Genomic DNA, 22380 nt, shown 5'->3' with positions numbered 1-22380 from the left:
GACCGGTGTGAAGATGAAAAATCGCGGGCGCGGAATATAGCACAAATTTTGACCAATTCCGACGGTAGTAGTCGGAATTGTGGCTTGCCTGCGATGAGGCCCTTACAGGCGCTTGAAACTACTCGTCGTCGTCGAAGTTGTAGCTACCCGGCGCCAGGTTCTCGAAACGCGTGTACTTGCCGATGAACGCCAACCGGATAAACCCGATCGGGCCGTTCCGCTGCTTGCCGATGATGATTTCGGCAATGCCCTTGTGTTCCGTCTCGGGGTGGTACACCTCGTCGCGGTACACGAACATGATCACGTCGGCGTCCTGCTCGATCGCTCCGGATTCCCGCAAGTCGGAGTTCACCGGACGCTTGTTGGGACGTTGTTCCAGGGAACGGTTGAGCTGGGACAACGCCACCACCGGGCAGTTGAATTCCTTGGCCAGGGCCTTCAAGGAACGAGAGATTTCAGAAATCTCGTTGGTACGGTTGTCGCCACTGGAACCGGGGATCTGCATCAACTGCAGGTAGTCGATCATGATCAGGGCGATGTCGCCATGCTCACGCACCAGGCGCCGGGTACGCGCGCGCATTTCGGACGGGCTGATACCCGCAGTGTCATCAATGAATAGCTTGCGGTCGTTGAGCAGGTTGACCGCTGAGGTCAGGCGCGGCCAGTCGTCGTCTTCAAGCTGGCCGGAACGCACCTTGGTCTGGTCGATACGGCCAAGCGACGAGAGCATACGCATGATCAACGATTCGCCTGGCATCTCGAGGGAGTACACCAGCACCGCCTTGTCGCTGCGTAACACGGCGTTTTCCACCAGGTTCATCGCGAAGGTGGTCTTACCCATGGACGGACGACCGGCGACGATGATCAAGTCGGACGGCTGCAGGCCGCTGGTCTTTTCGTCGAGGTCGGTGTAACCGGTGGAAATACCGGTAATCGCGGCATCGGTGTTGAACAGGGTGTCGATGCGGTCGATGGCTTTGGTCAGCAGGTCGTTGACGCTGACCGGGCCGCCGGTTTTCGGGCGGGCCTCGGCGATCTGGAAGATCTGGCGCTCGGCTTCGTCAAGGATCTCGGCAGCGGTGCGGCCTTCGGGGTTGAAGGCGCTGTCGGCGATTTCGGTGCTGATGCCGATCAACTGGCGCAACGTGGCGCGCTCGCGGACGATCTGGGCATAGGCCTTGATGTTGGCGACGGACGGCGTGTTTTTTGCCAGCTCACCGAGGTAGCCCAGACCACCCACTTGGGAGGTCTGGCCTTCCTTGTCCAACTGCTCGGCCAGGGTTACCACGTCGATCGGTGAGTTCTGGTCGGCCAGCTTGGCGATGGCGCGGAAGATCAGGCGGTGGTCATGTCGGTAGAAGTCACCGTCCGAGACTTGATCCAGCACGCGTTCCCAGGCGTTGTTGTCCAGCATCAAGCCACCGAGCACGGCCTGTTCGGCCTCGATGGAATGCGGCGGCACCTTCAGGGCAGCGGTTTGCAGATCGTATTGCTCAGGAGCGGAGATTTCGTTCATGGCCACTTGGAATTTGGGGTGTGTAGAAAAACAAAAGGCACGACCTGTAAACAGGATCGTGCCCGATGTTAACCGGCTGGCACGCGAGGTGCCAGTCAGTTAGGTGCGACTTAAGCTGCTACCACGACAACGCGTACGGTGGCTTCAACTTCGGCGTGCAGGTGCACGGCTACGTCGAATTCGCCTACGTTGCGGATGGTGCCGTTCGGCAGACGAACTTCGCTCTTCTGCACTTCAACGCCGGAGGCGGTCAGTGCATCAGCGATGTCGTGGGTGCCGATCGAACCGAACAGCTTGCCTTCGTCACCAGCGGTGGCAGTGATAGTCACTTCCAGCTCAGCCAGTTGGGCAGCGCGAGTTTCGGCCGACGCTTTTTTGTCTGCTGCGGCTTTTTCCAGCTCAGCACGACGCTCTTCAAACGCAGCCAGGTTGGCAGCGGTTGCAGCGGTGGCTTTGCCGTATGGCAGCAGGTAGTTACGACCGTAGCCGGCCTTAACGTTCACTTTGTCGCCCAGGTTGCCCAGGTTGGCGACTTTTTCCAGAAGGATCAGTTGCATGTGAAAATCCTCTAACTTTTAACCTTCACCGTTCGCGTTATCGGCGTCTTTCGACGCCAGACGACCGCGAAAATCAATCAGGCTGTCAACAATGGCCAAGACCACGAGTAACGGATAGATCAGCTGCATGAACAGCAACAGCGTGACGTACAACCCCACCAGCCAGAACCTGGCCAGGCGCTTTCGCGCAACCAGCCCATGAATCAGGGCCAGCCCGGCAAACACCAGCGGTACGCTGCAAATCGGCGCCAGCAAGGCCATCTGTGGGCCGAAGTTCGGCCCGACAACCATGCACGCCAGCAGCAACATCGCCGGCCCCGCTGGGATTCTGATACTGCGAAACTCGCGACCAAAACCACCCGGGTTGTACAACAACGCCTGCCAATAACGCCCAAGAATCAGGCTCAGCACGCTGACGACCTGCAACAAAGCCGCAATCAGGCCGGTCAGGACCGGGGCAATCAGTGACGCAAACCGCGCTCGCTCATCTACCGACAAATGCTGGTAGAGATCCCCGAGGGCCAACGGCAGGATCTTGACGATCTCCTGCGCCAGCGCCTCGATCTGCGGGCGGAAAGCCGCGCCAAGCATCACTGAGTACACCAACCCCAATGCCACGCTGACCAGCAGCGTGCGGACCCAGGACTCACTTGCGCGCAAAACCAACGCAAGGCTCGATGACCCCAGCAGTACCAGAAGTACCCGTGGATCACCCATTTGCAGCCACCAGATCAAGGCCGGCAACAAACCCAGGGCAAGAACGCCAAGGGCGTCCTTCAAACCGCGCCGCAGTAGCACAAGGCAACCTGCGGCAGCACCCAACCAATAAAGCAACGGCAATGCCGCACATCCAGCCACTACCAGAGTGGCCTGCACGCGACCGCGCATGATGAACTCAGCTAAGGCGCGCATGCATTCAATCCCTTACTACTTGTCGACTGCCCGGTCTCAGCGGCCGTGGCTGTCGGTGTAGGCCAGCAGGGCCAGGAAGCGGGCGCGCTTGATAGCGGTGGCCAGCTGACGCTGATAACGTGCTTTGGTACCGGTGATACGGCTTGGAACGATTTTGCCGGTCTCGGATACGTAGGCTTTCAGAGTGTTGAGATCTTTGTAATCGATCTCTTTCACGTCTTCAGCGGTGAAGCGGCAGAATTTACGACGACGGAAGAAACGTGCCATTTGATAGGCTCCTTAAAAGGTCCGTGGATTACTCGTCAGCGTTATCGCTGTTGTCGCTGTCATCACTATCAGCGCTATCAGCGCCTTCGTGCTCAGGACGGTCGCGACGCTCACGGCGCTCACTGCGGTTTTCTTCAGCCTTGAGCATCTCGGATTGGCCAGTAACGGCTTCTTCGCGACGGATGACCAGGTTACGGATCACAGCATCGTTGTAGCGGAAGTTGTCTTCCAGCTCGGCCAGGGCCTTGCCAGTGCACTCAACGTTCAGCATCACGTAGTGAGCCTTGTGAACATTGTTGATTGCGTAGGCCAGTTGACGACGGCCCCAATCTTCCAGACGGTGGATTTTGCCGCCGTCTTCTTCGATCAGCTTGGTGTAACGCTCAACCATGCCGCCGACTTGCTCGCTTTGATCCGGGTGGACCAAAAAGATGATTTCGTAATGACGCATGAATGCTCCTTACGGGTTGTAGCCTGCCGCTCAAAAACGGTCAGACAAGGAGTGAATGACACTTATGGATCTTGCCGCAAGGGAGGCACATCGGTGCCTGCCAGGAAGGCAAGGGGCGCAATTGTAGAGAAGGGGGAGAAGCGGCGCAAGGCAATTGGTGATTATTTGAACAACCCCAAGCACCACAAACACAAATGTAGGAGCGAGCTTGCTCGCGAAAAACTCACAGACACCGCGCTCATTCAGGAAGCCCGCGTTATCGTTGACGTTTTTCGCGAGCAAGCTCGCTCCTACATCAGGATTGGGGCAAGCCCCACATGGTGATTACTTCTTGGGCTTGGCCTTAGCCTTGGCACCACGCTGACGCTGGGCTTCAAATAGGCACACGCCCGTCGCCACCGACACATTGAGGCTGCTGACACTACCGGCCATCGGCAGGTGCACCAGATAATCGCAATGCTCACGGGTCAGGCGGCGCATGCCTTTGCCTTCGGCGCCCATGATCAGGATGGTAGGGCCGGTAAGGTCCTGGTCATAAATGCTGACCTCAGCCTCCCCCGCCGTGCCCACGACCCACAGGCCGCGCTGCTGGAGCTTCTCCAGGGTACGCGCCAGGTTGGTCACGGCCACCAGCGGAATCACTTCCGCCGCACCGCAGGCGACCTTGCGCACCACCGGCGTCAGGGTCGCGGACTTGTCCTTGGGCACGATCACTGCCAGCGCACCGGCAGCATCCGCCGAACGCAGGCAGGCGCCGAGGTTGTGCGGGTCGGTCACGCCGTCCAGCACCAAGAGCAACGGTGCACCTTCGGTACGGTCGAGCAGCTCGTCGAGCATCGCCTCGCCCCACACCTGGCTCGGACTGACGTCAGCCACCACACCTTGGTGAACGCCTTCGACCCACACGTCCATTTCACGACGCTCGGCCTGGCCGATGGCAACCTTATTCTGCGTGGCCAACTCGACCAGCGCCTGTACGCGCGGCTCGCTGCGACCTTCGGCCAACCACACCTGCTTGACGCGCTTGGGATGGTGACGCAGCAGTGCTTCTACGGCGTGCACGCCGTAGATTTTTTCCAGACTCATGACTTGGCCTTAGGTTTGCGCGACCCGCCGCTTTTTGCGGGAGCCGAACCCGCTTTTGGCGGGCCTTTACGGTGTTTACTTGGCTTGCTCGACGGCTTTTCCGCCCCGTGGGACTTTCCCCCAGACGCCGCTTTACCACCGCTTTTGGCTTCGTTGAGCAACTGTTGCTTCAACTCGCGGCTCTTGCGCAGCTCGGCGTTTTTCGCCGCCGCGTCGCTTGGGCGGTAGGCTTCAGGGGCCTTGTCCTTGGCGGAAGAACGACGACCAGCCTTGGCAGGTGCAGGCTCGGCCGTGGTTTTTGGGGTGGCCGCTTTGCCTTTGGACGCAGGCGCTGTGGTTTCACCACGTTTTTTACGACCCGCAGGCTCTGCCGGTTTGTCAGGCATGCCGAAGTCGATCTTGCGCTCGTCGAGATCGACACGCATGACCTGCACTTCAACGGTATCGCCCAAGCGGAAGCTGCGACCGGTGCGCTCGCCCGCCAGGCGGTGATGCACAGGATCGAAGTGGTAGTAATCACCCGGCAAGGCGGTGACGTGCACCAGGCCCTCGACGTAGATGTCGGTCAGCTCGACGAACAGGCCAAAGCCGGTCACGGCGGTGATGACACCCGGGAACGACTCGCCCACGCGATCCTTCATGAACTCGCACTTGAGCCAGTTCACCACGTCGCGGGTGGCTTCGTCGGCGCGGCGTTCGCTCATGGAGCACTGCTCGCCCAGTTGTTCCAGGGCCGCTTCGTCGTACGGGTAGATCCGTGCTTTCGGAATGGTCATGGCACCGGCGCGCTTGACGTGCGGGGTGTTCTGCTTGGAATGGATCACGCTGCGGATCGCCCGGTGCGTGAGCAAGTCCGGGTAACGGCGAATTGGCGAAGTGAAGTGGGTGTACGCCTCGTAATTCAGGCCGAAGTGGCCCTGGTTATCGGCGCTGTACACCGCCTGGCTCAGCGAGCGCAGCATCACGGTCTGGATCACGTGGTAATCCGGACGGTCCTTGATGCTGGCCAGCAGGGCCTGGTAATCCTTCGGCGTCGGGCCGTCCTTGCCTTTGTGCAGGGACAGGCCGAGTTCGCCGAGGAAGGCGCGAAGTTTTTCCAGGCGCTCCGGCGGCGGGCCGTCGTGCACACGGTACAACGCAGGAATTTCGTGCTTCTTGAGGAACTCGGCAGTGGCCACGTTGGCCGCCAGCATGCACTCCTCGATCAGCTTGTGCGCGTCGTTACGGGTGGTCGGGGTGATCGCCGCAATCTTGCGCTCGGAGCCGAAGACAATGCGGGTTTCCTGGGTTTCGAAATCGATCGCGCCACGGGTATGACGGGCACCCAGCAACACCTTGTACAGCGAGTACAGCTGCTTGAGGTGTGGCACCACGCCAGCGTACTCGGTACGCAGGGCCTTGGCTTCGCTGGTCTTCGGCGTTTCCAGGATGGTGCTGACCTTGTTGTAGGTCAGGCGTGCCTGGGAGTGGATCACCGCTTCGTAGAACTGGTAGTCGGTCATTTCGCCGGTTTTGGAGATGGTCATCTCGCACACCATGGCCAAACGGTCGACTTTCGGGTTCAGGGAGCACAGGCCGTTGGACAGCTGCTCGGGCAGCATCGGGATCACGCGCTCTGGGAAGTACACGGAGTTGCCGCGCACCTGGGCTTCGTTATCCAGGGCCGAACCGATCTTCACGTAGCTGGACACGTCGGCAATCGCGACGTACAACTTCCAGCCGCCGGAGAACAGGCGCAGCTTGCCAGGCTTGGCTTCGCAGTAGACCGCATCGTCGAAGTCGCGGGCATCTTCACCGTCAATCGTGACAAACGGCAGATGACGCAGGTCGATGCGTTTTTCTTTGTCTTTCTCTTCGACTTCCGGCTTGAGCTTGGCGGCTTCCTTGAGCACGGCCTCAGGCCAGACGTGAGGGATATCGTAGGTGCGCAAGGCAACGTCGATTTCCATGCCCGGCGCCATGTAGTTGCCGACCACTTCAACGATATCGCCCTGGGGCTGGAAGCGCGCCGTTGGCCAGTGAGTGATTTTCACCTCGACGAACTGGCCGACCTTGGCGGCGCCATTACGGCCCGGGGTGATCAGCACTTCCTGCTGGACCTTCGGGTTATCCGGCACAACGAAGCCGATGCCGCCTTCTTCGAAGTAACGGCCGACGATGGATTCGTGGGCGCGGGACACCACTTCGACGATCACGCCTTCACGACGACCACGGCGGTCGAGGCCAGAAACCCGCGCCAGGGCACGGTCGCCATCGAACACCAGACGCATTTGCGCCGGGCTCATGAACAAGTCGTCGCTGCCATCGTCCGGGATCAGGAAGCCGAAGCCGTCACGGTGGCCGGCAATGCGACCCAGGATCAGGTCCAGCTTGTCGACCGGCGCGTAAGTGCCACGACGGGTGTAGATCAATTGAGCATCGCGCTCCATCGCACGCAGACGGCGGCGCAGGGCTTCGAGCTGGTCTTCGGTGGTCAGACCGAATTCTTCAACCAGTTGCTCACGGCTAGCAGGCGAACCACGATCGGCGAGGTGCGCCAGGATCAGTTCGCGGCTAGGAATAGGGTTTTCATATTTTTCCGCTTCACGAGCGGCCTCGGGATCGAGGGACTGCCAATCGGCCATTAGAGAGTTTTCACCTTGTCTATATGCGGGTTAGTTTGGCATACGCGTATTGAAACGGGAAATTTCAGGTATCAACAAGCGTTTAAAAGCCCTTTGCGACCCCCGGCGCGCACCTTGCACGACCACTGGCGAAATTTTCCAGGCTTTTTTCATGGCAGGGGTTTACAGCTCAAATATCGCTCCGTATAGTGCGCGCCATCGACGACGGCAACGTTGTTGATGCTGCCCAGGTGGTGAAATTGGTAGACACGCCAGCTTCAGGTGCTGGTGATCGCAAGGTCGTGGAAGTTCGAGTCTTCTCCTGGGCACCAAATTCAGATCAAACCCGCGAAAGCGGGTTTTTTCGTTTCAGGCCTCTGATTTTTAACGGAAAAATTGATTTATATTTTTCGAATCAGGGGTTTACAGATCAAAAGCCCCGCCGTATAGTTCGCCCCATCAACAGCGGCAACGTTGTTAGATAATGCCCAGGTGGTGAAATTGGTAGACACGCCAGCTTCAGGTGCTGGTGATCGCAAGGTCGTGGAAGTTCGAGTCTTCTCCTGGGCACCAAATTCAGATCAAACCCGCGAAAGCGGGTTTTTTCGTTTCCGAGGTTTGAAAACTTCCCCCATGATTTCCCCCTCATCCGCACTTGAGAAGATTTATCGTTTATCCTTGCAATGATTTGTTGCATATAAGCGAGGAACACTTCGGATGATGATCCGTGACAACCGACTCAAGACATCCCTTCTGCGCGGCCTGACCCTCACTCTACTCAGCCTGACCCTGCTCTCGCCCGCCGCCCACTCTGCCGACAAGGTCTCCCTGACCTTATACAACGGCCAACACAAAGAAGTCGGCGATGAACTCGCCAAGGCCTTCGAAGCCAAGACCGGCATCCACGTCAACGTGCGCAAAGGTAGCAGCAACCAGCTGGCCAGCCAGGTCGTCGAAGAAGGTGAGCGCTCCCCTGCCGACGTCATCTACACCGAAGAATCACCGCCCCTCAACAAACTCGGCGAGCAAGGCCTGTTGGCAAAAATCGATGCCAGCACCCTCGATGTCCTGCCCAAGGATTACGTGGGCAAAAACGGCGACTGGATGGGCGTGACCGCACGCACCCGCGTCGTAGCCTTCAACCCCAAACTGATTGCCGAAAAAGACCTGCCCAAGTCGGTACTGGATTTTGCCGGCCCCGAGTGGCAAGGCAAAGTCGGCTTCGTCCCCACCAGCGGCGCGTTTCAGGAGCAAGCCGTGGCGATCATCAAGCTGCACGGTCGCGAAGCCGCAGAAGAATGGCTGACCGGCCTGCGCGCCTTCGGCAAGGTGTACAGCAACAATATGGTCGCCCTCAAGGCCGTGGAAAAAGGCGAAGTGGCCACCGTGCTGGTGAATAACTACTACTGGTTTGCCCTGAAAAAGGAAAAAACCAATCTGGATTCCCAACTGCACTACTTCACCGATGGTGATGCTGGCGGCCTGATCACCGTATCCTCCGCTGCCGCACTCAAATCCAGCAAGCATCCCAAAGAAGCTCAGCAATTGCTGGCATTCATGGCCAGCGAAGAAGGCCAGCGCGTGATCACCAACACGTCGGCCGAGTACCCGCTGCGCAAGGGCATGGAATCGAACCGCGGCCTCAAGCCATTCAGCGAGTTGCAGCCGCCGAAAGTCACCCCCGCAGACCTGGGCAACGCCGAAGAAGCCCTGGAACTGGAACGTGACGTTGGCTTGAACTGATGAACCCATCGCTTTCCGTCGCGGGGTTCACCCCCCGTCGCAAACGCCCGTCGATCTGGCTGCTGCTACCTGTGCTGTTGCTGGTTGGCCTGAGCCTGTTGCCGCTCGCCTACGTCGGGCTCAAAGCCTGGCAGGCGGGCTGGACGGAGGCGGTGCATCTACTGTGGCGGCCTTATGTGTTCGGACTGCTGCGCAACACCCTGGCGCTGATGGTCGGCGTGACCCTGACCTGCGGCGTGATCGGCCTGTCCCTGGCCTGGCTGCTGGAACGCAGCAACCTGCCAGGGCGGCGCATCTGGGGTGTGATCCTGTGCCTGCCGTTTGCGGTGCCGGCGTTCGTCAGCAGTTTTACCTGGGTGTCGCTGAGCGCCCAGTTCGAGGGGCTTGGCGGCGCGATCCTGGTGATGAGCCTGTCCAAATACCCGCTGGTATTTCTGCCGGTGGCGGCAACGCTACGCAATCTTGACCCCTCCCTGGAAGAATCGGCCCGCACGCTGGGGCTCAACCGCTGGGGCGTGTTCTTTCGCATCACCTTGCCGCTGCTGTGGCCATCGCTGCTGGCCGGCTCACTATTGATCGCACTGCACATGCTGGTGGAATTCGGCGCGCTGTCGATCATTGGCCTGCAGACCTTCACCACCGCGATCTACCAGCAGTTCGAACTGGAATTCAGCAATGCCAATGCGGCAATGCTCTCGGCAGTGCTGCTGGCGATGTGCCTGACCCTGCTATGGCTGGAACTGCGCGTACGCGGAAAAGGCCGGCACGTGCGCATCGGCCAGGGCGCGGCGCGGCACGCCGAGCAGGTTCGACTGGGCAAGTGGACGCCATTGGGCCAGGTGTATTGCCTGGCGCTAGCGATCATCGGCAGCGGCATCCCACTGGGAATGCTCGGGTATTGGTTGGCAGTCGGTTCGTCGGCAGCGTTTCCGATGGCCGAGATCGGTGAGGCGCTGCTGTCTTCCCTGGCGCTCTCGCTGGGCGGCGCCGCACTGTGCCTGGTACTGGCAGTACCGGTTGGTTTGCTGGTGGTGCGCTACAAAGGGCAACTGGCGCTATGGGCCGAACGCTTGCCGTACTTACTGCATGCCCTGCCCGGCCTGGTGATTGCGTTGACCCTGGTGTATTTCGCCCTGCATTACGTGCCGGCGCTGTACCAGACCTCGGCATTGCTGCTGATTGCTTATGCGCTGCTGTTTTTGCCATTGGCCCAGGCGCCGATTCGTACAGCGCTGAACAAGGCGGCGCCACAGTTGGAAGAGGCTGCGCGCACGTTAGGCGCATCGTCCTTCAGTGCGTTTTGCCGGGTGACGTTGCCAATTATCTTTCCGGCGCTGGGGGCGGCGTTTGCCTTGGTGTTCCTGGATGCGATGAAGGAATTGACGGCGACATTGCTGCTGAGCCCGACCGGGCTGAATACCTTGGCAACGGCCGTCTGGGCGCATACCTCGAATGTGGAATTTGCGGCGGCGGCGCCGTATGCAGCGTTGTTGATTCTGGTGTCGGGGTTGCCGGTGTATCTACTTACGACGCGGATGTATTTGAGCCGCTGAAACAGCTATCGCAGGCAAGCCAGCTCCCACAGTTGACCGCGCTCCAACTTTGGAATGCAGTTGAATGTGGGAGCTGGCTTGCCTGCGATGAAGCCCGTCCAGACAACCTCACGCCCTGAACTGCCCCAAGCTCGCCTTCAACTGCGCCGCCAACCCATCCAGCACCTTCCCACTGGCCGTCGTCTCCACCACCGCTTGCGCCGCACGCTCCGCCTGGGCATGGATCACCTCCACGCGCCCACGCACCGCATGCGCGCCCTGGGCCTGATGCTCAGCCGCACGCGTCGCCAGGCCAATCGCCGCATGCACCTGCTCCACAGAAGCCTGCACCGTCTGCTGCAAGCGCACGCTGTCGCGCAGCACCAGCAAGCCCTCACTGGCCTGGCGCCCCGCCTTGCCGATGGTTTCCACCGCCTCACGTGCGCCCTGCTGCAATGCCACGATATGCGCCTGGATGTCGCCAGTGGAGCTTTGAGTCTTGCTCGCCAGCGCACGCACTTCATCGGCCACCACCGCAAAGCCGCGCCCAGTCTCGCCAGCCCGTGCCGCCTCGATGGCCGCGTTGAGAGCGAGCAGGTTGGTTTGCTCGGCGATGCCGTGAATCACGGTCAACACCACTTCAATCTGTTCGCTTTGCTGCGCGAGCCGTTCGATTACCTGGGAACCGGCCTGCACCTGCCCCGCCAACGCCTCGATCAAGCTGCCAACTTCGGCCGAGGTCCGTGAGTTCTCATCCGTGGCCTGGCGAATATCCACCACCTGCTGCAGGGCCGCCTGCATGGCGTGGCTTTCGGCCTGGGCCTCATCGGCCATTTGCGACAAAGCGCGCAAACTCTCGGCCACTTCATCACGCTGCAAGCCCGCCGCCGCATCGGCGCCAGCATTGCGCAACGTCATGGCGCCGATTTCCACGCCAGTACGCTGGGCCACGTCGCCTGCCTCCCGCACGATGGGCTGCAACTTATCCACAAAGCGATTGACCGCCGAGGCCATATCGCCGATTTCATCCTTGCTGTTGATCTGCACGCGCTTGGTGAGGTCGCCCTCGCCGGCCGCCAGATCATCCATCGCGGCAATCAGCAACTTCAGGCGATTGACCACGCGTCGCCCCAGCACAATGGCGATCAGCAGCAATACCCCAAGCCCCACCAGTGCCAGCCCCATGCCGATGCGCCAGCGCAGGGTGCCCGCCGCGTCTTGCACGGCGCTGGCGGTATTGGCCGTCATTTGCGTGGCAGTGGCTTGCGCCGATTGCAGCCGGGCGCCCATGGCGTTGGCGCTGTCAGCGGCGGCTCCCTTGAGGCTGTCACCCACCAGTTGATCACCGCTGGCGATCAGCGCGGCAAAGCGCTTATCCAAGGCTTGCAGGTCGGCCTCAACCGCAGCGGTCGACACGCCCATGCGCACCTTGCCGATTTCCACACCGTTGGGGCTGATGGAGGCTTCAACGTAGTACACGGAAGGGTCAGTCTTGGCCGCGTCCAGTACCTTATCCAGAGCACGCTCACCCGCGCCTTTTGCCAGCAACGCCTGGTTGATCGGGTTCTCACGGTTCAGATAACGCGTCAGGTGCTCGCCTGCGGCGTCGTCATACACCACGAACAGCACATTGGGGTTGCGCTGGGCCCGGCGGGCAAACTCTGAAAGGGTCGGCACGTCACTGTCCCACATGGCACGGGGCGCGACCGAGGCCAGCAGTTGCGCCATGTCATTGGCGGAGTCCTGCAGGTCTTTTTCCAGCGTCGCACGCAACTGCTTTTGCTCTTCCTGCAAGCGCGTGGAAAGCCCAGTTGTCAGTCGCTGGCGCGTGCTGGCGGACAGGCTGTCCAGGCTGGACGTGACTTCCTTGCCAGCCTGGGCCAGTTCACCAGACAACTTCTGGCTATCTATGCCCAGGCGATTGCCCAAATCGGCTTCCAGCGCCGTCACCGTGCTCCGCGTAAGCGCGACGGCCACCAGCACTTGCACCAAAAGAGCGATACCAAGGGTAACGAACACCGGCCGCAACAGACGGCTTTGTAACAACGAGAGAACGGCAGACACTGGAAATCCCTCCACCACGGGTGCCACTAATTTGATAGCACCTCGAAAGAGGGAAACACAGCAAGGGTCGTGCCGCTTGCCAGGCAGAAACGACAAAGGGCTCCCGAAGGAGCCCTTTGCTTTTCACATCAACAGCTTATTACGCGAACGGGTGACGCAGAACGATGGTCTCGTTGCGGTCCGGGCCCGTCGAAATAATGTCGATCGGCGCACCGATCAGCTCTTCCACACGCTTGATGTAGGCGCGGGCGTTGGCTGGCAGCTCTTCCAGGGTCTTGGCGCCCACGGTCGATTCGGTCCAGCCTGGCACTTCTTCGTACACAGGCTGCAGGCCCACGTAGCTGTCAGCGTCAGTCGGGGCAACATCGTTGCCTTGGGCGTCTTTGTAGCCGACGCAGATGTTGATGGCTTCCAGACCGTCGAGTACGTCCAGCTTGGTCAGGCAGATGCCCGAGATGCTGTTCACATCGATAGCGCGACGCAGGATAACGGCATCGAACCAGCCGCAACGACGAGCACGGCCAGTGGTGGCGCCGAATTCGTGGCCTTGCTTGGCCAGGTGCGCGCCGACGTCGTCGAACAGCTCAGTCGGGAACGGGCCCGAACCTACGCGAGTGGTGTAGGCCTTGGTGATACCCAGGATGTAGTCCAGGAACATCGGGCCAACGCCAGAACCGGTCGCAACGCCGCCAGCGGTGGTGTTGGAGCTGGTCACGTACGGGTAGGTACCGTGGTCGATGTCCAGCAACGAACCCTGGGCACCTTCGAACATGATGTCCTTGCCAGCGCGACGCAGGTCGTGCAGCTCGGCCGTCACGTCCAGCATCAGCGGCTTGAGCAGCTCAGCGTATTCCTTGCACTCGGCCAGGGTCTTTTCAAACTCGATGGCTGGCTCTTTGTAGTAACCGACCAGCATGAAGTTGTGGTAATCCACCAGTTCACGCAGCTTGTCTTCAAAGCGCGGCATGTTGAGCAGGTCGCCCACACGCAGGCCACGACGTGCAACCTTGTCTTCGTAGGCCGGGCCGATGCCGCGACCGGTGGTGCCGATCTTCAGCTCGCCACGCGCCTTTTCACGGGCCTGGTCCAGCGCAACGTGGAAGGACAGGATCAGCGGGCAGGACGGGCTGATACGCAGGCGCTCGCGCACCGGTACGCCTTTCTCCTCCAGCTTGGTGATCTCGCGCAGCAGAGCGTCAGGTGCAACCACCACGCCGTTGCCGATCAGGCACTGCACGCCTTCGCGCAGGACACCCGACGGGATCAGGTGCAAGACAGTTTTTTCGCCATCGATGACCAGGGTGTGGCCAGCGTTGTGGCCACCTTGGTAGCGCACTACGGCGGCAGCATGTTCGGTCAGCAGATCAACGATCTTGCCTTTGCCCTCATCACCCCATTGGGTGCCCAGGACTACGACATTCTTACCCATAACACTTGTCCTCATTCGCGCAAACTTGGTGCCGGCGATGGCCGGCAGGAAAACTCAAGAAGCCAGTGGCGATACTTGCCAAAGCCCGTTCTGCTGAATCAATTGCCGGTCGCAGTCCGCTTCACGGGCGGCGGCCAATGGCTGCCCAGGCAAGGCCTGGACTACACGCTGACCCTCACGGCGTAACTGGCAAACCTGCTGCCAGAGCGCTGCGTCCGTACTGTCGGGCATCCAGATGCCACCAGACGGCAGCTCGACCTCAGCACGCCCCAGGGTCACCAGGGTTTTCAAATCGGTGGAAAAACCAGTGGCCGGACGCGCACGACCGAAGTCGGCGCCGATATCGTCATAGCGACCACCTTGGGCGATGGCCTGGCCAACACCCGGGACGAATACCGCGAACACCACACCGGTGTGGTAGTGGTAGCCGCGCAATTCACCCAGATCAAAATACAGCGGCAGCTCCGGGAACCGTGCTGACAGGCGCTCGGCAATTGCCAGCACATCATCCAGTGCCGCCAATACCGGTGCCGGCGCATTGGCCAGGCGCTCACGCGCAGCCACCAGCACTTCACGGCCGCCGCACAGATTTACCAGCGCCCGCAGCATGCCAGCCAGCTCAGCAGGCACACCCTCGGTGAGAGCGATCACTTCATCGATCGCCTTGCGCTGCAGGGCATCGAACAACTGTTGCTCCACTTCACCGGACAACCCGGCAGCACGCGCCAGGCCACGGTAGATACCGACGTGGCCCAGGTCCATGTGCACGTCCGGCACATCCGCCAGTTGCAGCATGGCCAGCATCAGGCTGATCACTTCCACATCGCTGCTCGGGCTGGCGTCGCCGTACAACTCGGCGCCCAACTGGATCGGGCTACGGGAAGACGACAAGGCGCGCGGCTGGGCATGCAGTACGCTGCCGGCGTAGCACAGGCGGCTCGGGCCTTCACGACGCAGGGTGTGCGCATCGATGCGCGCCACTTGTGGCGTGATGTCGGCACGGAACCCCATTTGCCGGCCCGATTGCGGGTCGATGACCTTGAAGGTGCGCAGATCCAGGTCCTGGCCCGCGCCGGTCAGCAGGGATTCCAGGTACTCGATATGGGGAGTCACGACAAACTCGTAACCCCAGCTCTGGAACAGATCCAACACCTGGCGACGCGCTACTTCAATGCGCGCAGCTTCTGGTGGCAGTACTTCTTCGATGCCATCTGGCAGCAGCCAGCGGTCTACCGTTGCCATTACGCCATTCCCCTTTGATCCGGGCGGCCAGCCCTCGGCCGAGCCTTGAGTGAAGCAGAAAATACCCGCCCCTTGCATAAACCACGCGCAAGAGCGACGTGACGAACGGCCTGCAAACGGCCTCGTCGGGCACTTTCCTCGAAAAACCTGTCACGCCTGCCGAATCAAACATGCAGACGCAAAAAAGCCGGGAATTTCCCGGCTGCCGCATCATACACCCGTTTTCTGAAAGGATCACCCCGCCAGGCATTTTAGCCGCCCGACGGAGTGCGCCTTACAGAATCACGGGCTGGTTACTTGGACTTTTCCAGGTAGCGGAAGAAGTCGCTGCTTGGGTCCAACACCAGTACGTCGGTTTTGTTCGCGAAGCTTTCACGGTAAGCGCGCAGGCTACGGTAGAACGCGTAGAACTCCTGGTCCTGGCCGTAGGCCTTGGCGTAGATCGCCGCGGCTTGAGCATCGCCGTCACCACGAGCCTCTTCAGACTCACGATAGGCTTCTGCCAGCAGTACACGACGCTGACGGTCGGCATCGGCACGGATACCTTCAGCCAACTCGTTACCCTTGGCGCGGTGCTCACGCGCTTCACGCTCACGCTCGGTGCTCATACGCTCGAACACGCTGCGGTTCACTTCCTTGGGCAGGTCAATGGCCTTGACGCGAACGTCGACCACTTCAATACCCAGCTCTTTTTCCGCCATGGTGTTCAGCGAACGGGTGATGTCAGCCATCAGCGCATCACGTTCACCGGATACCACCTCGTGCAGGGTGCGCTTACCAAACTGGTCACGCAGGCCCGATTCCAGACGACGGGACAAACGCTCGTCGGCAATCTGCTTGAGGCCGGAAGTCGCAGTGTAGAAGCGCTCGGCATCCTTGACGCGCCACTTGGCGTAGGCGTCAACCATCACGGCTTTCTTTTCCAGGGTCAGGAAGCGCTGTGTCGGTGCATCCAGGGTCATCAGGCGGGCGTCGAACTTGCGCACCTGGTTGACGTAGGGGACTTTCACATGCAGGCCCGGCTGGACATCCGCCTGGACCACGCGACCGAATTGCAGCAGCACCGCACGCTCGGTCTGAGCGACGATGTAGAAGCAGTTCCAGGCAGCGATGACCACGACGACGCCCACAATCAGGGCGGTCAGCGATTTATTGCTCATCAACGGCTCTCCCTGGTACGTGTTTGCTGTTGCAGCAAGTCAGCGGCCGCACGGGCGCTCGCTTCGTTGGCAGCGGCATTCGAACCGGTGGACGGTGCACTGGCGCCGCTACGACCACCTTCGATCATCTTGTCCAGCGGCAGGTACAGCAGGTTGTTCTGCCCACCTTTGCTGCCGGTCACGAGAACCTTGCTGGTGTTGCTGAAGACTTCCTGCATGGTGTCCAGGTACAGACGCTCGCGGGTCACTTCAGGAGCCTTGCGGTACTCGGCGACCAGCTTGGTGAAACGATCTGCCTCACCCTTGGCGCGGGAGACCACTTCATCGCGGTAACCGTTGGCATCTTCAAGGATGCGCTGGGCCTGACCACGGGCTTCCGGCACAACGCCGTTGGCATAGGTTTCAGCCTGGTTGCGCGAACGCTGCTCGTCTTCACGTGCACGGATCACGTCGTCAAAGGCTTCCTGCACTTCACGCGGTGCCGCTGCGCTCTGTACGTTCACCTGGGTAACGGTGATACCGGTGCGGTAAGTGTCGAGGAAGCGTTGCAGACGCTCCTTGATTTCGCTGGCCATCAACTCACGACCTTCGGTGAGCACCTGGTCCATGGCGGTGGAACCCACCACGTGGCGCAGGGCACTTTCGGTTGCGTGTTGCAGGCTGATTTCCGGCTGATCAACGTTCAGCACGAAGTCTTGCAGGTTGCTGATCTTGTACTGCACGGTCAGCGGCACTTCGACGATGTTCTCGTCTTCGGTCAGCATCTGGCCCTGCTTGGTGTACGCACGCTCACGCGTCACGTTCTCCATGTACTTCTTGTCGATCGGCGGGAAATAGATGTTCAGGCCTGGCCCGACAGTCTCGTAGTACTTGCCGAAGCGCAGCACCACGGCTTGCTCCTGCTCGTCCACCACGTAGACCGCGCTGTACAGCCATACGGCCGCGAGCACGACAAGACCCAGGCCCAGCAGGCCATAGCCACCGCCCTTGCTTGTGCGACCGCCGTCGTCACCACCACGTTTTTTTCCACCACCGAACAACCCATTCAGGCTTTCCTGCAGCTTTCGGAAGGCCTCGTCGAGATCCGGTGGCCCCTTGCGGTCGCCATTATTGCGGCGCTTACCACCCCAAGGATCCTGATTATTCGAGTTGCCACCCGGCTCATTCCAAGCCATAGCGCTCTCCATCTGATAAAGCAAAGACGCACCCACGGCGCGCCGACCAATGCTACAGAATGCCTGCTACTGCGGCACAACCGCTTTCTCAGGCTTTTATTGCAAAGTGTGTTGTTCGATGAACTCTGCCGGTACAACACCCTCTCGGCTGACCAGCCGATTGAGTTCCGAGCGTGGCAATCGAACGGCCAGCAAGCTGACACCTTCTTCGTCGTGTTCTTCTTTCTGTACCGCGCCCAACTCGAAAAACTGTGCACGCAGTCGAGCAAAACGCTGCGGCAAGCGCAAGGTGCCGACGAACAAATCGCTGCCGAGCAATTCGGCAATGGCTTGTTCCAGCAACTCCAAGCCACTGCCATCTCGCGCCGATAACCAGACCCGCTGGGGCTTGCCGTTCTCGTCGCGCTGGATCTGTGGCTCAACGCCTTCAAGCAAATCGAGTTTGTTATAGACCTCGAGGATCGGCAAGTCCTGGGCACCAATCTCGCCCAGCACCACCATGACCTGTTCAATCTGCAACATGCGATCCGGTTCGGCCGCATCGATCACGTGCAACAGCAGGTCGGAATTGCTCGACTCTTCGAGCGTAGACCGAAATGCCTCGACGAGCTTGTGGGGCAGGTGACGAATGAAACCCACAGTATCGGCCAGCACAATCGGCCCCAGGTCGTCGATGTCCAGACGCCGCAGGGTCGGGTCGAGGGTGGCGAACAGTTGGTCGGCCGCGTACACATCCGACTTGGTCACGTTATTGAACAACGTGGACTTGCCGGCGTTGGTGTACCCCACCAGGGACACGGTCGGGATATCCGCACGGGAACGGCCACGTCGCGACTGCTCGCGCTGGCTGCGCACTTTTTCCAGGCGGCCCTTGATCTGGCGCAGGCGAACCCGCAGCAGACGCCGGTCGGTTTCCAACTGGGTTTCACCCGGGCCACGCATACCGATACCGCCACCCTGACGCTCAAGGTGAGTCCAGCCGCGAACCAGGCGGGTGCTCATGTGGTCAAGCTGGGCCAGTTCAACCTGGAGCTTGCCTTCATGGGTGCGGGCGCGCTGGGCGAAAATATCGAGAATCAGACCGGTACGGTCGATCACGCGACACTCGAAAACACGTTCGAGGTTACGTTCCTGACTGGGAGTGAGGGTGTGATTGAAGATCACCAGATCGGCTTCTTCGGCATGAACCAGGTCGCGCAGTTCCTCGACCTTGCCGCTGCCAATCAGGTATTTGGCGGTTGGCCGATGACGCGGTACGTTAAAAAACGCAACGGTCTCGGCGCCGGCCGAATTTGCCAACTCCTGAAACTCCTGCGGATCTTCGCGCGCCTCAGGGTCCTGTCCATCCAAGTGAACGAGGATTACTCGCTCACCACCACCGTGGCGCTCAAAGAACAAAGGAGACTCCTATCAGGCGTTACCTGGCTCAGCGTCACCCTGTTCATCACCTGCTGCGCTAGGCAGACGGATTGGACGAACTGGAACGACTGTCGAGATAGCGTGCTTGTAAACCATCTGGCTGACGGTGTTTTTCAGCAGGATAACGAATTGGTCGAACGACTCGATCGTACCTTGCAGCTTGATGCCGTTGACCAGATAGATGGAAACCCCAACTTTCTCTTTACGTAAAGTATTCAAGTAAGGGTCTTGTAGCGAATGCCCTTTTGACATGTGCCGCACTCCTTTAAGGATCAATAATAAAAAATCGGAAAATAGATAGCTTATGGCCGTCACACCCCCAAGGATAGACGGCAATTGCAAGGACTCAGCTCAATATGGAGACCGTTCCCAAGTATTTCAAGGCGCGTGACAGATTGTCGCTGTCCAGGCTGTCCAACCAGTGCAAATCGCTCCAGCTGCGCAGCCAGGTGAACTGGCGCTTCGCCAATTGGCGCGTGGCAATGATGCCGCGCTCTTGCATTTCGGCGGACGTCAGCTTGCCATCCAGATGATCCCAGACTTGGCGGTAGCCTACAGCACGTATCGAAGGCAGCCCTGCATGCAGGTCGCCTCTTGAACGCAATGCTACGACCTCGTCCACAAACCCCTGTTCCAACATTATTGTGAATCTTTGTGCAATTCGTTCATGCAACACCTGGCGGTTTGCCGGAGCGATGGCCAGATTCGCCACAGTATAGGGCAATTGTGACTGTCCAGATGCGCCTGCATCAGTACTTTGCGCAGTTTGTTTCAGGCGATGTTCAGTCATGGTCTGGCCACTGACGCGCCAGACTTCCAGGGCGCGTGTGAGCCGCTGGGGGTCATTGGGGTGAATACGTGCCGCAGACACCGGGTCTACCGCCGCCAACTGGTCGTGAAGGGCCTGCCAGCCAAGGCGCGCAGCCTCATCTTCAAGTTCGGCGCGCACCTGGGCATCGGCAGGCGGCATATCGGCCAAGCCTTCCTGCAACGCCTTGTAATAGAGCATGGTGCCGCCCACCAGCAGCGGGATATTGCCGCGCGCGGTGATCTCGGCCATGGCCGCCAGGGCGTCGGTGCGAAAATCCGCCGCCGAATAGCTCTGCGCCGGATCGATGATGTCGATCAACTTGTGCGGATACTGGGCCAACAGCGCCTTCGACGGCTTGGCCGTACCGATATCCATGTCCCGGTAAACCAGGGCAGAGTCGACGCTGATCAACTCGCAGGGCAGCACCTTGGTCAGCTCGATGGCCAGGTCGGTCTTGCCGGCGGCCGTGGGGCCCATCAGGAAAATGGCGGGGGGCAAGGCACTCATCAGCGGCCGCGCAAGAACAGTTTGTCCAAATCATCCAGGCCCATCTGGGTCCAGGTCGGTCGGCCATGGTTGCATTGGCCGCTGCGCTCGGTGTTTTCCATGTCGCGCAGCAGGCCGTTCATTTCCGGCAGGGCCAGGCGGCGGTTGGCGCGGATGGCGCCGTGGCAGGCCATGGTGCCGAGCAATTCGTTGATATGCGCCTGGATACGGTCACTGGTGCCGTACTCCATCAGGTCTGCCAGTACGTCGGCCACCAGGCGGTTGGCCTCGGCCTGCTTGAGCAGCGCGGGAATCTGGCGGATCGCCAGGGTTTCCGGGCCCAGGCGTTGCAGCTCGAAGCCAAGCTTCTGGAACACACCGTGATGTTCTTCTGCGCAGTCGGCTTCACGCTGGCTCACCGCCAGGGATTCGGGCACCAGCAGCGGCTGGCCGCTGAGGCCTTCGCTGGCCATGGCGATCTTCAGGCGCTCGTACATGATCCGTTCATGGGCAGCGTGCATGTCCACCAGCACCAGGCCATGGGCGTTTTCGGCGAGGATATAAATGCCTTTGAGCTGCGCCAGGGCATAGCCCAGCGGCGGAATATCACCGCCGCCTTCGGGCAACGCCACAGCAGCACCCGGCTCGGCACCCGGCAACGGCGCGAAAAACTCACGGTACGCCGCCTGGGCTTCGGCCACCGGCGCCGTCGATTGCGGGCGCGGTGTGTATTGGTACTGATAACCCGCACCGGCACCCGAATTCGGCGCCGTGTAGGCTGGCTGCGCCTGGGGCGATTGCAGCAGGTTGGCCGCCAGGCTCATTTCACCTTGCGGCCCGAACTCGCCGGCCTCGGGACCGCTCGGGCGCACCACCGCGGTGACGATCGGCGCCGACAATTGATCATCCGGGCGCACATCACCCAGGGCACGGTGCAGCGTGCCATACAGGAAGTCATGCACCATGCGCCCATCACGGAAACGTACTTCGTGCTTGGTTGGGTGCACGTTGACGTCGACCACCGAAGGGTCAACCTCAAAGAACAGTACAAAGGTCGGGTGCCGCCCGTTGAACAGCACATCGCGATAAGCCTGGCGTACCGCATGGGCCACCAGTTTGTCGCGGACCGCCCGGCCGTTCACAAAGAAATACTGCAAGTCGGCCTGGCTTCGAGAGAACGTCGGCAACCCGACCCAGCCCCACAACCTCAAGCCATTGCGCTCGATCTCAATCGGCAGCGCCTGTTCCAGGAACCCGCTGCCACACACCGCTGCCACCCGCCGAGCACGCGCGGCGTCGTCGTTGGCTTCGTGCAGGCTGAGGATGGTCTTGCCATTGTGGCGCAGGTGAAACGCCACATCGAAACGCGCCAAGGCCAGGCGCTTGATGACTTCTTGCAGGTGATCGAATTCGGTTTTTTCGGCCTTGAGGAATTTGCGCCGCGCCGGGGTATTGAAGAACAGGTCGCGCACTTCCACCGAGGTGCCCACCGGATGCGCCGCAGGCTGGACCCGAGGCGCCATGTCGCGGCCTTCGGTTTCCACCTGCCAGGCTTGCTCGGCGCTACGGGTGCGGGAGGTCAGGGTCAGGCGGGCCACGGAGCTGATGGAGGCCAGGGCCTCGCCTCGAAAGCCCAGGCTCATGACCCGCTCCAGGTCTTCCAGGTCGCGGATCTTGCTGGTGGCGTGACGGGCCAGGGCCAGGGGCAGGTCATCCGAAGAGATGCCGCTGCCATCGTCACGTACCCGCAGCAGCTTGACGCCGCCCTGCTCCACATCGACATCAATGCGTTTGGCACCGGAGTCGATGCTGTTTTCCAGCAACTCCTTGATTACCGACGCCGGGCGTTCAACCACCTCACCCGCGGCGATCTGGTTGGCAAGGCGCGGGCTGAGCAATTCAATGCGCGAGCCGCTGTTCAAGGTGG

General features: G+C 60.5%; 18 protein-coding genes and 2 tRNA genes. 4 read left to right on the top strand and 16 right to left on the bottom strand.

The window, feature by feature from the left end:
* Window positions 1-118 precede the first annotated feature (118 nt).
* From dnaB to rnr, 7 genes are all read right to left on the bottom strand, one after another.
* Complete coding sequence (gene dnaB, locus BT204_RS05465; RefSeq protein ID WP_003188079.1) at window positions 119-1516, bottom strand: replicative DNA helicase; 1398 nt, start codon at window positions 1514-1516, stop codon at window positions 119-121.
* A gap of 110 nt (window positions 1517-1626) precedes the next feature.
* Window positions 1627-2073: a 50S ribosomal protein L9 gene (gene rplI / locus BT204_RS05460; RefSeq protein WP_003171376.1), complete on the bottom strand. Its 447-nt coding sequence runs from the start codon at window positions 2071-2073 to the stop codon at window positions 1627-1629.
* Window positions 2074-2091: 18 nt separating this feature from the next.
* Window positions 2092-2985, bottom strand: coding sequence for a YybS family protein (locus BT204_RS05455; protein ID WP_014716675.1), 894 nt, complete (start codon window positions 2983-2985; stop codon window positions 2092-2094).
* A gap of 36 nt (window positions 2986-3021) precedes the next feature.
* Window positions 3022-3252, bottom strand: a complete 231-nt coding sequence (gene rpsR, locus BT204_RS05450) for a 30S ribosomal protein S18 (RefSeq protein WP_002551829.1) — start codon at window positions 3250-3252, stop codon at window positions 3022-3024.
* A 28-nt stretch (window positions 3253-3280) separates the two neighbouring features.
* Entirely contained in the window at window positions 3281-3703 is a 423-nt protein-coding gene (gene rpsF / locus BT204_RS05445) for a 30S ribosomal protein S6 (RefSeq protein WP_003236224.1), read from the bottom strand.
* 324 nt (window positions 3704-4027) lie between these two features.
* The gene (gene rlmB / locus BT204_RS05440) at window positions 4028-4789 is read right to left on the bottom strand and encodes a 23S rRNA (guanosine(2251)-2'-O)-methyltransferase RlmB (RefSeq protein WP_003188074.1); all 762 of its coding nucleotides are present in this window, start codon (window positions 4787-4789) and stop codon (window positions 4028-4030) included.
* On the bottom strand, window positions 4786-7413 hold the full coding sequence (rnr, locus tag BT204_RS05435; protein WP_054896269.1) for a ribonuclease R: 2628 nt from the start codon (window positions 7411-7413) through the stop codon (window positions 4786-4788). The genes rlmB and rnr overlap by 4 nt, the downstream gene beginning before the upstream one ends.
* A 224-nt stretch (window positions 7414-7637) precedes the next feature.
* On the opposite strand from rnr, the gene BT204_RS05430 reads away from it, so the two are divergent.
* The 4 genes from BT204_RS05430 (at window position 7638) to BT204_RS05415 (ending at window position 10688) form a co-directional block, all read left to right on the top strand.
* Window positions 7638-7724, top strand: a tRNA-Leu gene (locus BT204_RS05430).
* 154 nt (window positions 7725-7878) lie between these two features.
* Window positions 7879-7965, top strand: a tRNA-Leu gene (locus tag BT204_RS05425).
* Between the two features lie 144 nt (window positions 7966-8109).
* Window positions 8110-9135 carry an extracellular solute-binding protein gene (locus BT204_RS05420; RefSeq protein WP_034125652.1) on the top strand — a complete coding sequence of 342 codons (1026 nt, stop codon included), beginning with the start codon at window positions 8110-8112 and terminating at the stop codon, window positions 9133-9135.
* Window positions 9135-10688: an ABC transporter permease gene (locus BT204_RS05415; protein ID WP_054896268.1), complete on the top strand. Its 1554-nt coding sequence runs from the start codon at window positions 9135-9137 to the stop codon at window positions 10686-10688. The genes BT204_RS05420 and BT204_RS05415 overlap by 1 nt, the downstream gene beginning before the upstream one ends.
* A gap of 108 nt (window positions 10689-10796) precedes the next feature.
* Here BT204_RS05415 and BT204_RS05410 read toward each other — a convergent pair whose 3' ends face one another.
* From BT204_RS05410 to mutL, 9 genes are all read right to left on the bottom strand, one after another.
* Window positions 10797-12731, bottom strand: coding sequence for a methyl-accepting chemotaxis protein (locus BT204_RS05410; protein WP_072445894.1), 1935 nt, complete (start codon window positions 12729-12731; stop codon window positions 10797-10799).
* A gap of 139 nt (window positions 12732-12870) precedes the next feature.
* Window positions 12871-14160 carry an adenylosuccinate synthase gene (locus tag BT204_RS05405; protein ID WP_014716669.1) on the bottom strand — a complete coding sequence of 430 codons (1290 nt, stop codon included), beginning with the start codon at window positions 14158-14160 and terminating at the stop codon, window positions 12871-12873.
* Window positions 14161-14214: 54 nt separating this feature from the next.
* A complete protein-coding gene (locus tag BT204_RS05400; protein ID WP_034125649.1) occupies window positions 14215-15402 on the bottom strand; it encodes an ATP phosphoribosyltransferase regulatory subunit in 1188 nt (395 codons plus the stop codon).
* A gap of 293 nt (window positions 15403-15695) precedes the next feature.
* A complete protein-coding gene (gene hflC / locus BT204_RS05395) occupies window positions 15696-16562 on the bottom strand; it encodes a protease modulator HflC (RefSeq protein WP_003188064.1) in 867 nt (288 codons plus the stop codon).
* Window positions 16562-17737, bottom strand: a complete 1176-nt coding sequence (gene hflK, locus BT204_RS05390; RefSeq protein WP_003188062.1) for an FtsH protease activity modulator HflK — start codon at window positions 17735-17737, stop codon at window positions 16562-16564. The genes hflC and hflK overlap by 1 nt, the downstream gene beginning before the upstream one ends.
* Window positions 17738-17833: 96 nt before the next feature.
* On the bottom strand, window positions 17834-19135 hold the full coding sequence (gene hflX / locus BT204_RS05385) for a ribosome rescue GTPase HflX (RefSeq protein WP_003188061.1): 1302 nt from the start codon (window positions 19133-19135) through the stop codon (window positions 17834-17836).
* A gap of 12 nt (window positions 19136-19147) precedes the next feature.
* Window positions 19148-19408, bottom strand: a complete 261-nt coding sequence (gene hfq / locus BT204_RS05380; protein ID WP_003188059.1) for an RNA chaperone Hfq — start codon at window positions 19406-19408, stop codon at window positions 19148-19150.
* Window positions 19409-19502: 94 nt separating this feature from the next.
* Window positions 19503-20474 (bottom strand): tRNA (adenosine(37)-N6)-dimethylallyltransferase MiaA, encoded by a 972-nt coding sequence (gene miaA / locus BT204_RS05375; RefSeq protein ID WP_072445892.1) that lies wholly within the window; start codon window positions 20472-20474, stop codon window positions 19503-19505.
* The gene (gene mutL, locus BT204_RS05370) at window positions 20474-22375 is read right to left on the bottom strand and encodes a DNA mismatch repair endonuclease MutL (protein WP_161975078.1); all 1902 of its coding nucleotides are present in this window, start codon (window positions 22373-22375) and stop codon (window positions 20474-20476) included. The genes miaA and mutL overlap by 1 nt, the downstream gene beginning before the upstream one ends.
* Window positions 22376-22380 lie beyond the last annotated feature (5 nt).

Origin of the sequence: Pseudomonas sp. NFPP02, from assembly GCF_900119355.1 — a bacterium.
In the GTDB taxonomy this organism is placed as follows: Bacteria; Pseudomonadota; Gammaproteobacteria; order Pseudomonadales; family Pseudomonadaceae; genus Aquipseudomonas; species Aquipseudomonas paracarnis.
The sequence above is the reverse complement of the archived record's forward strand: the minus strand, read 5'-3'. Positions and strand labels throughout refer to the sequence as shown.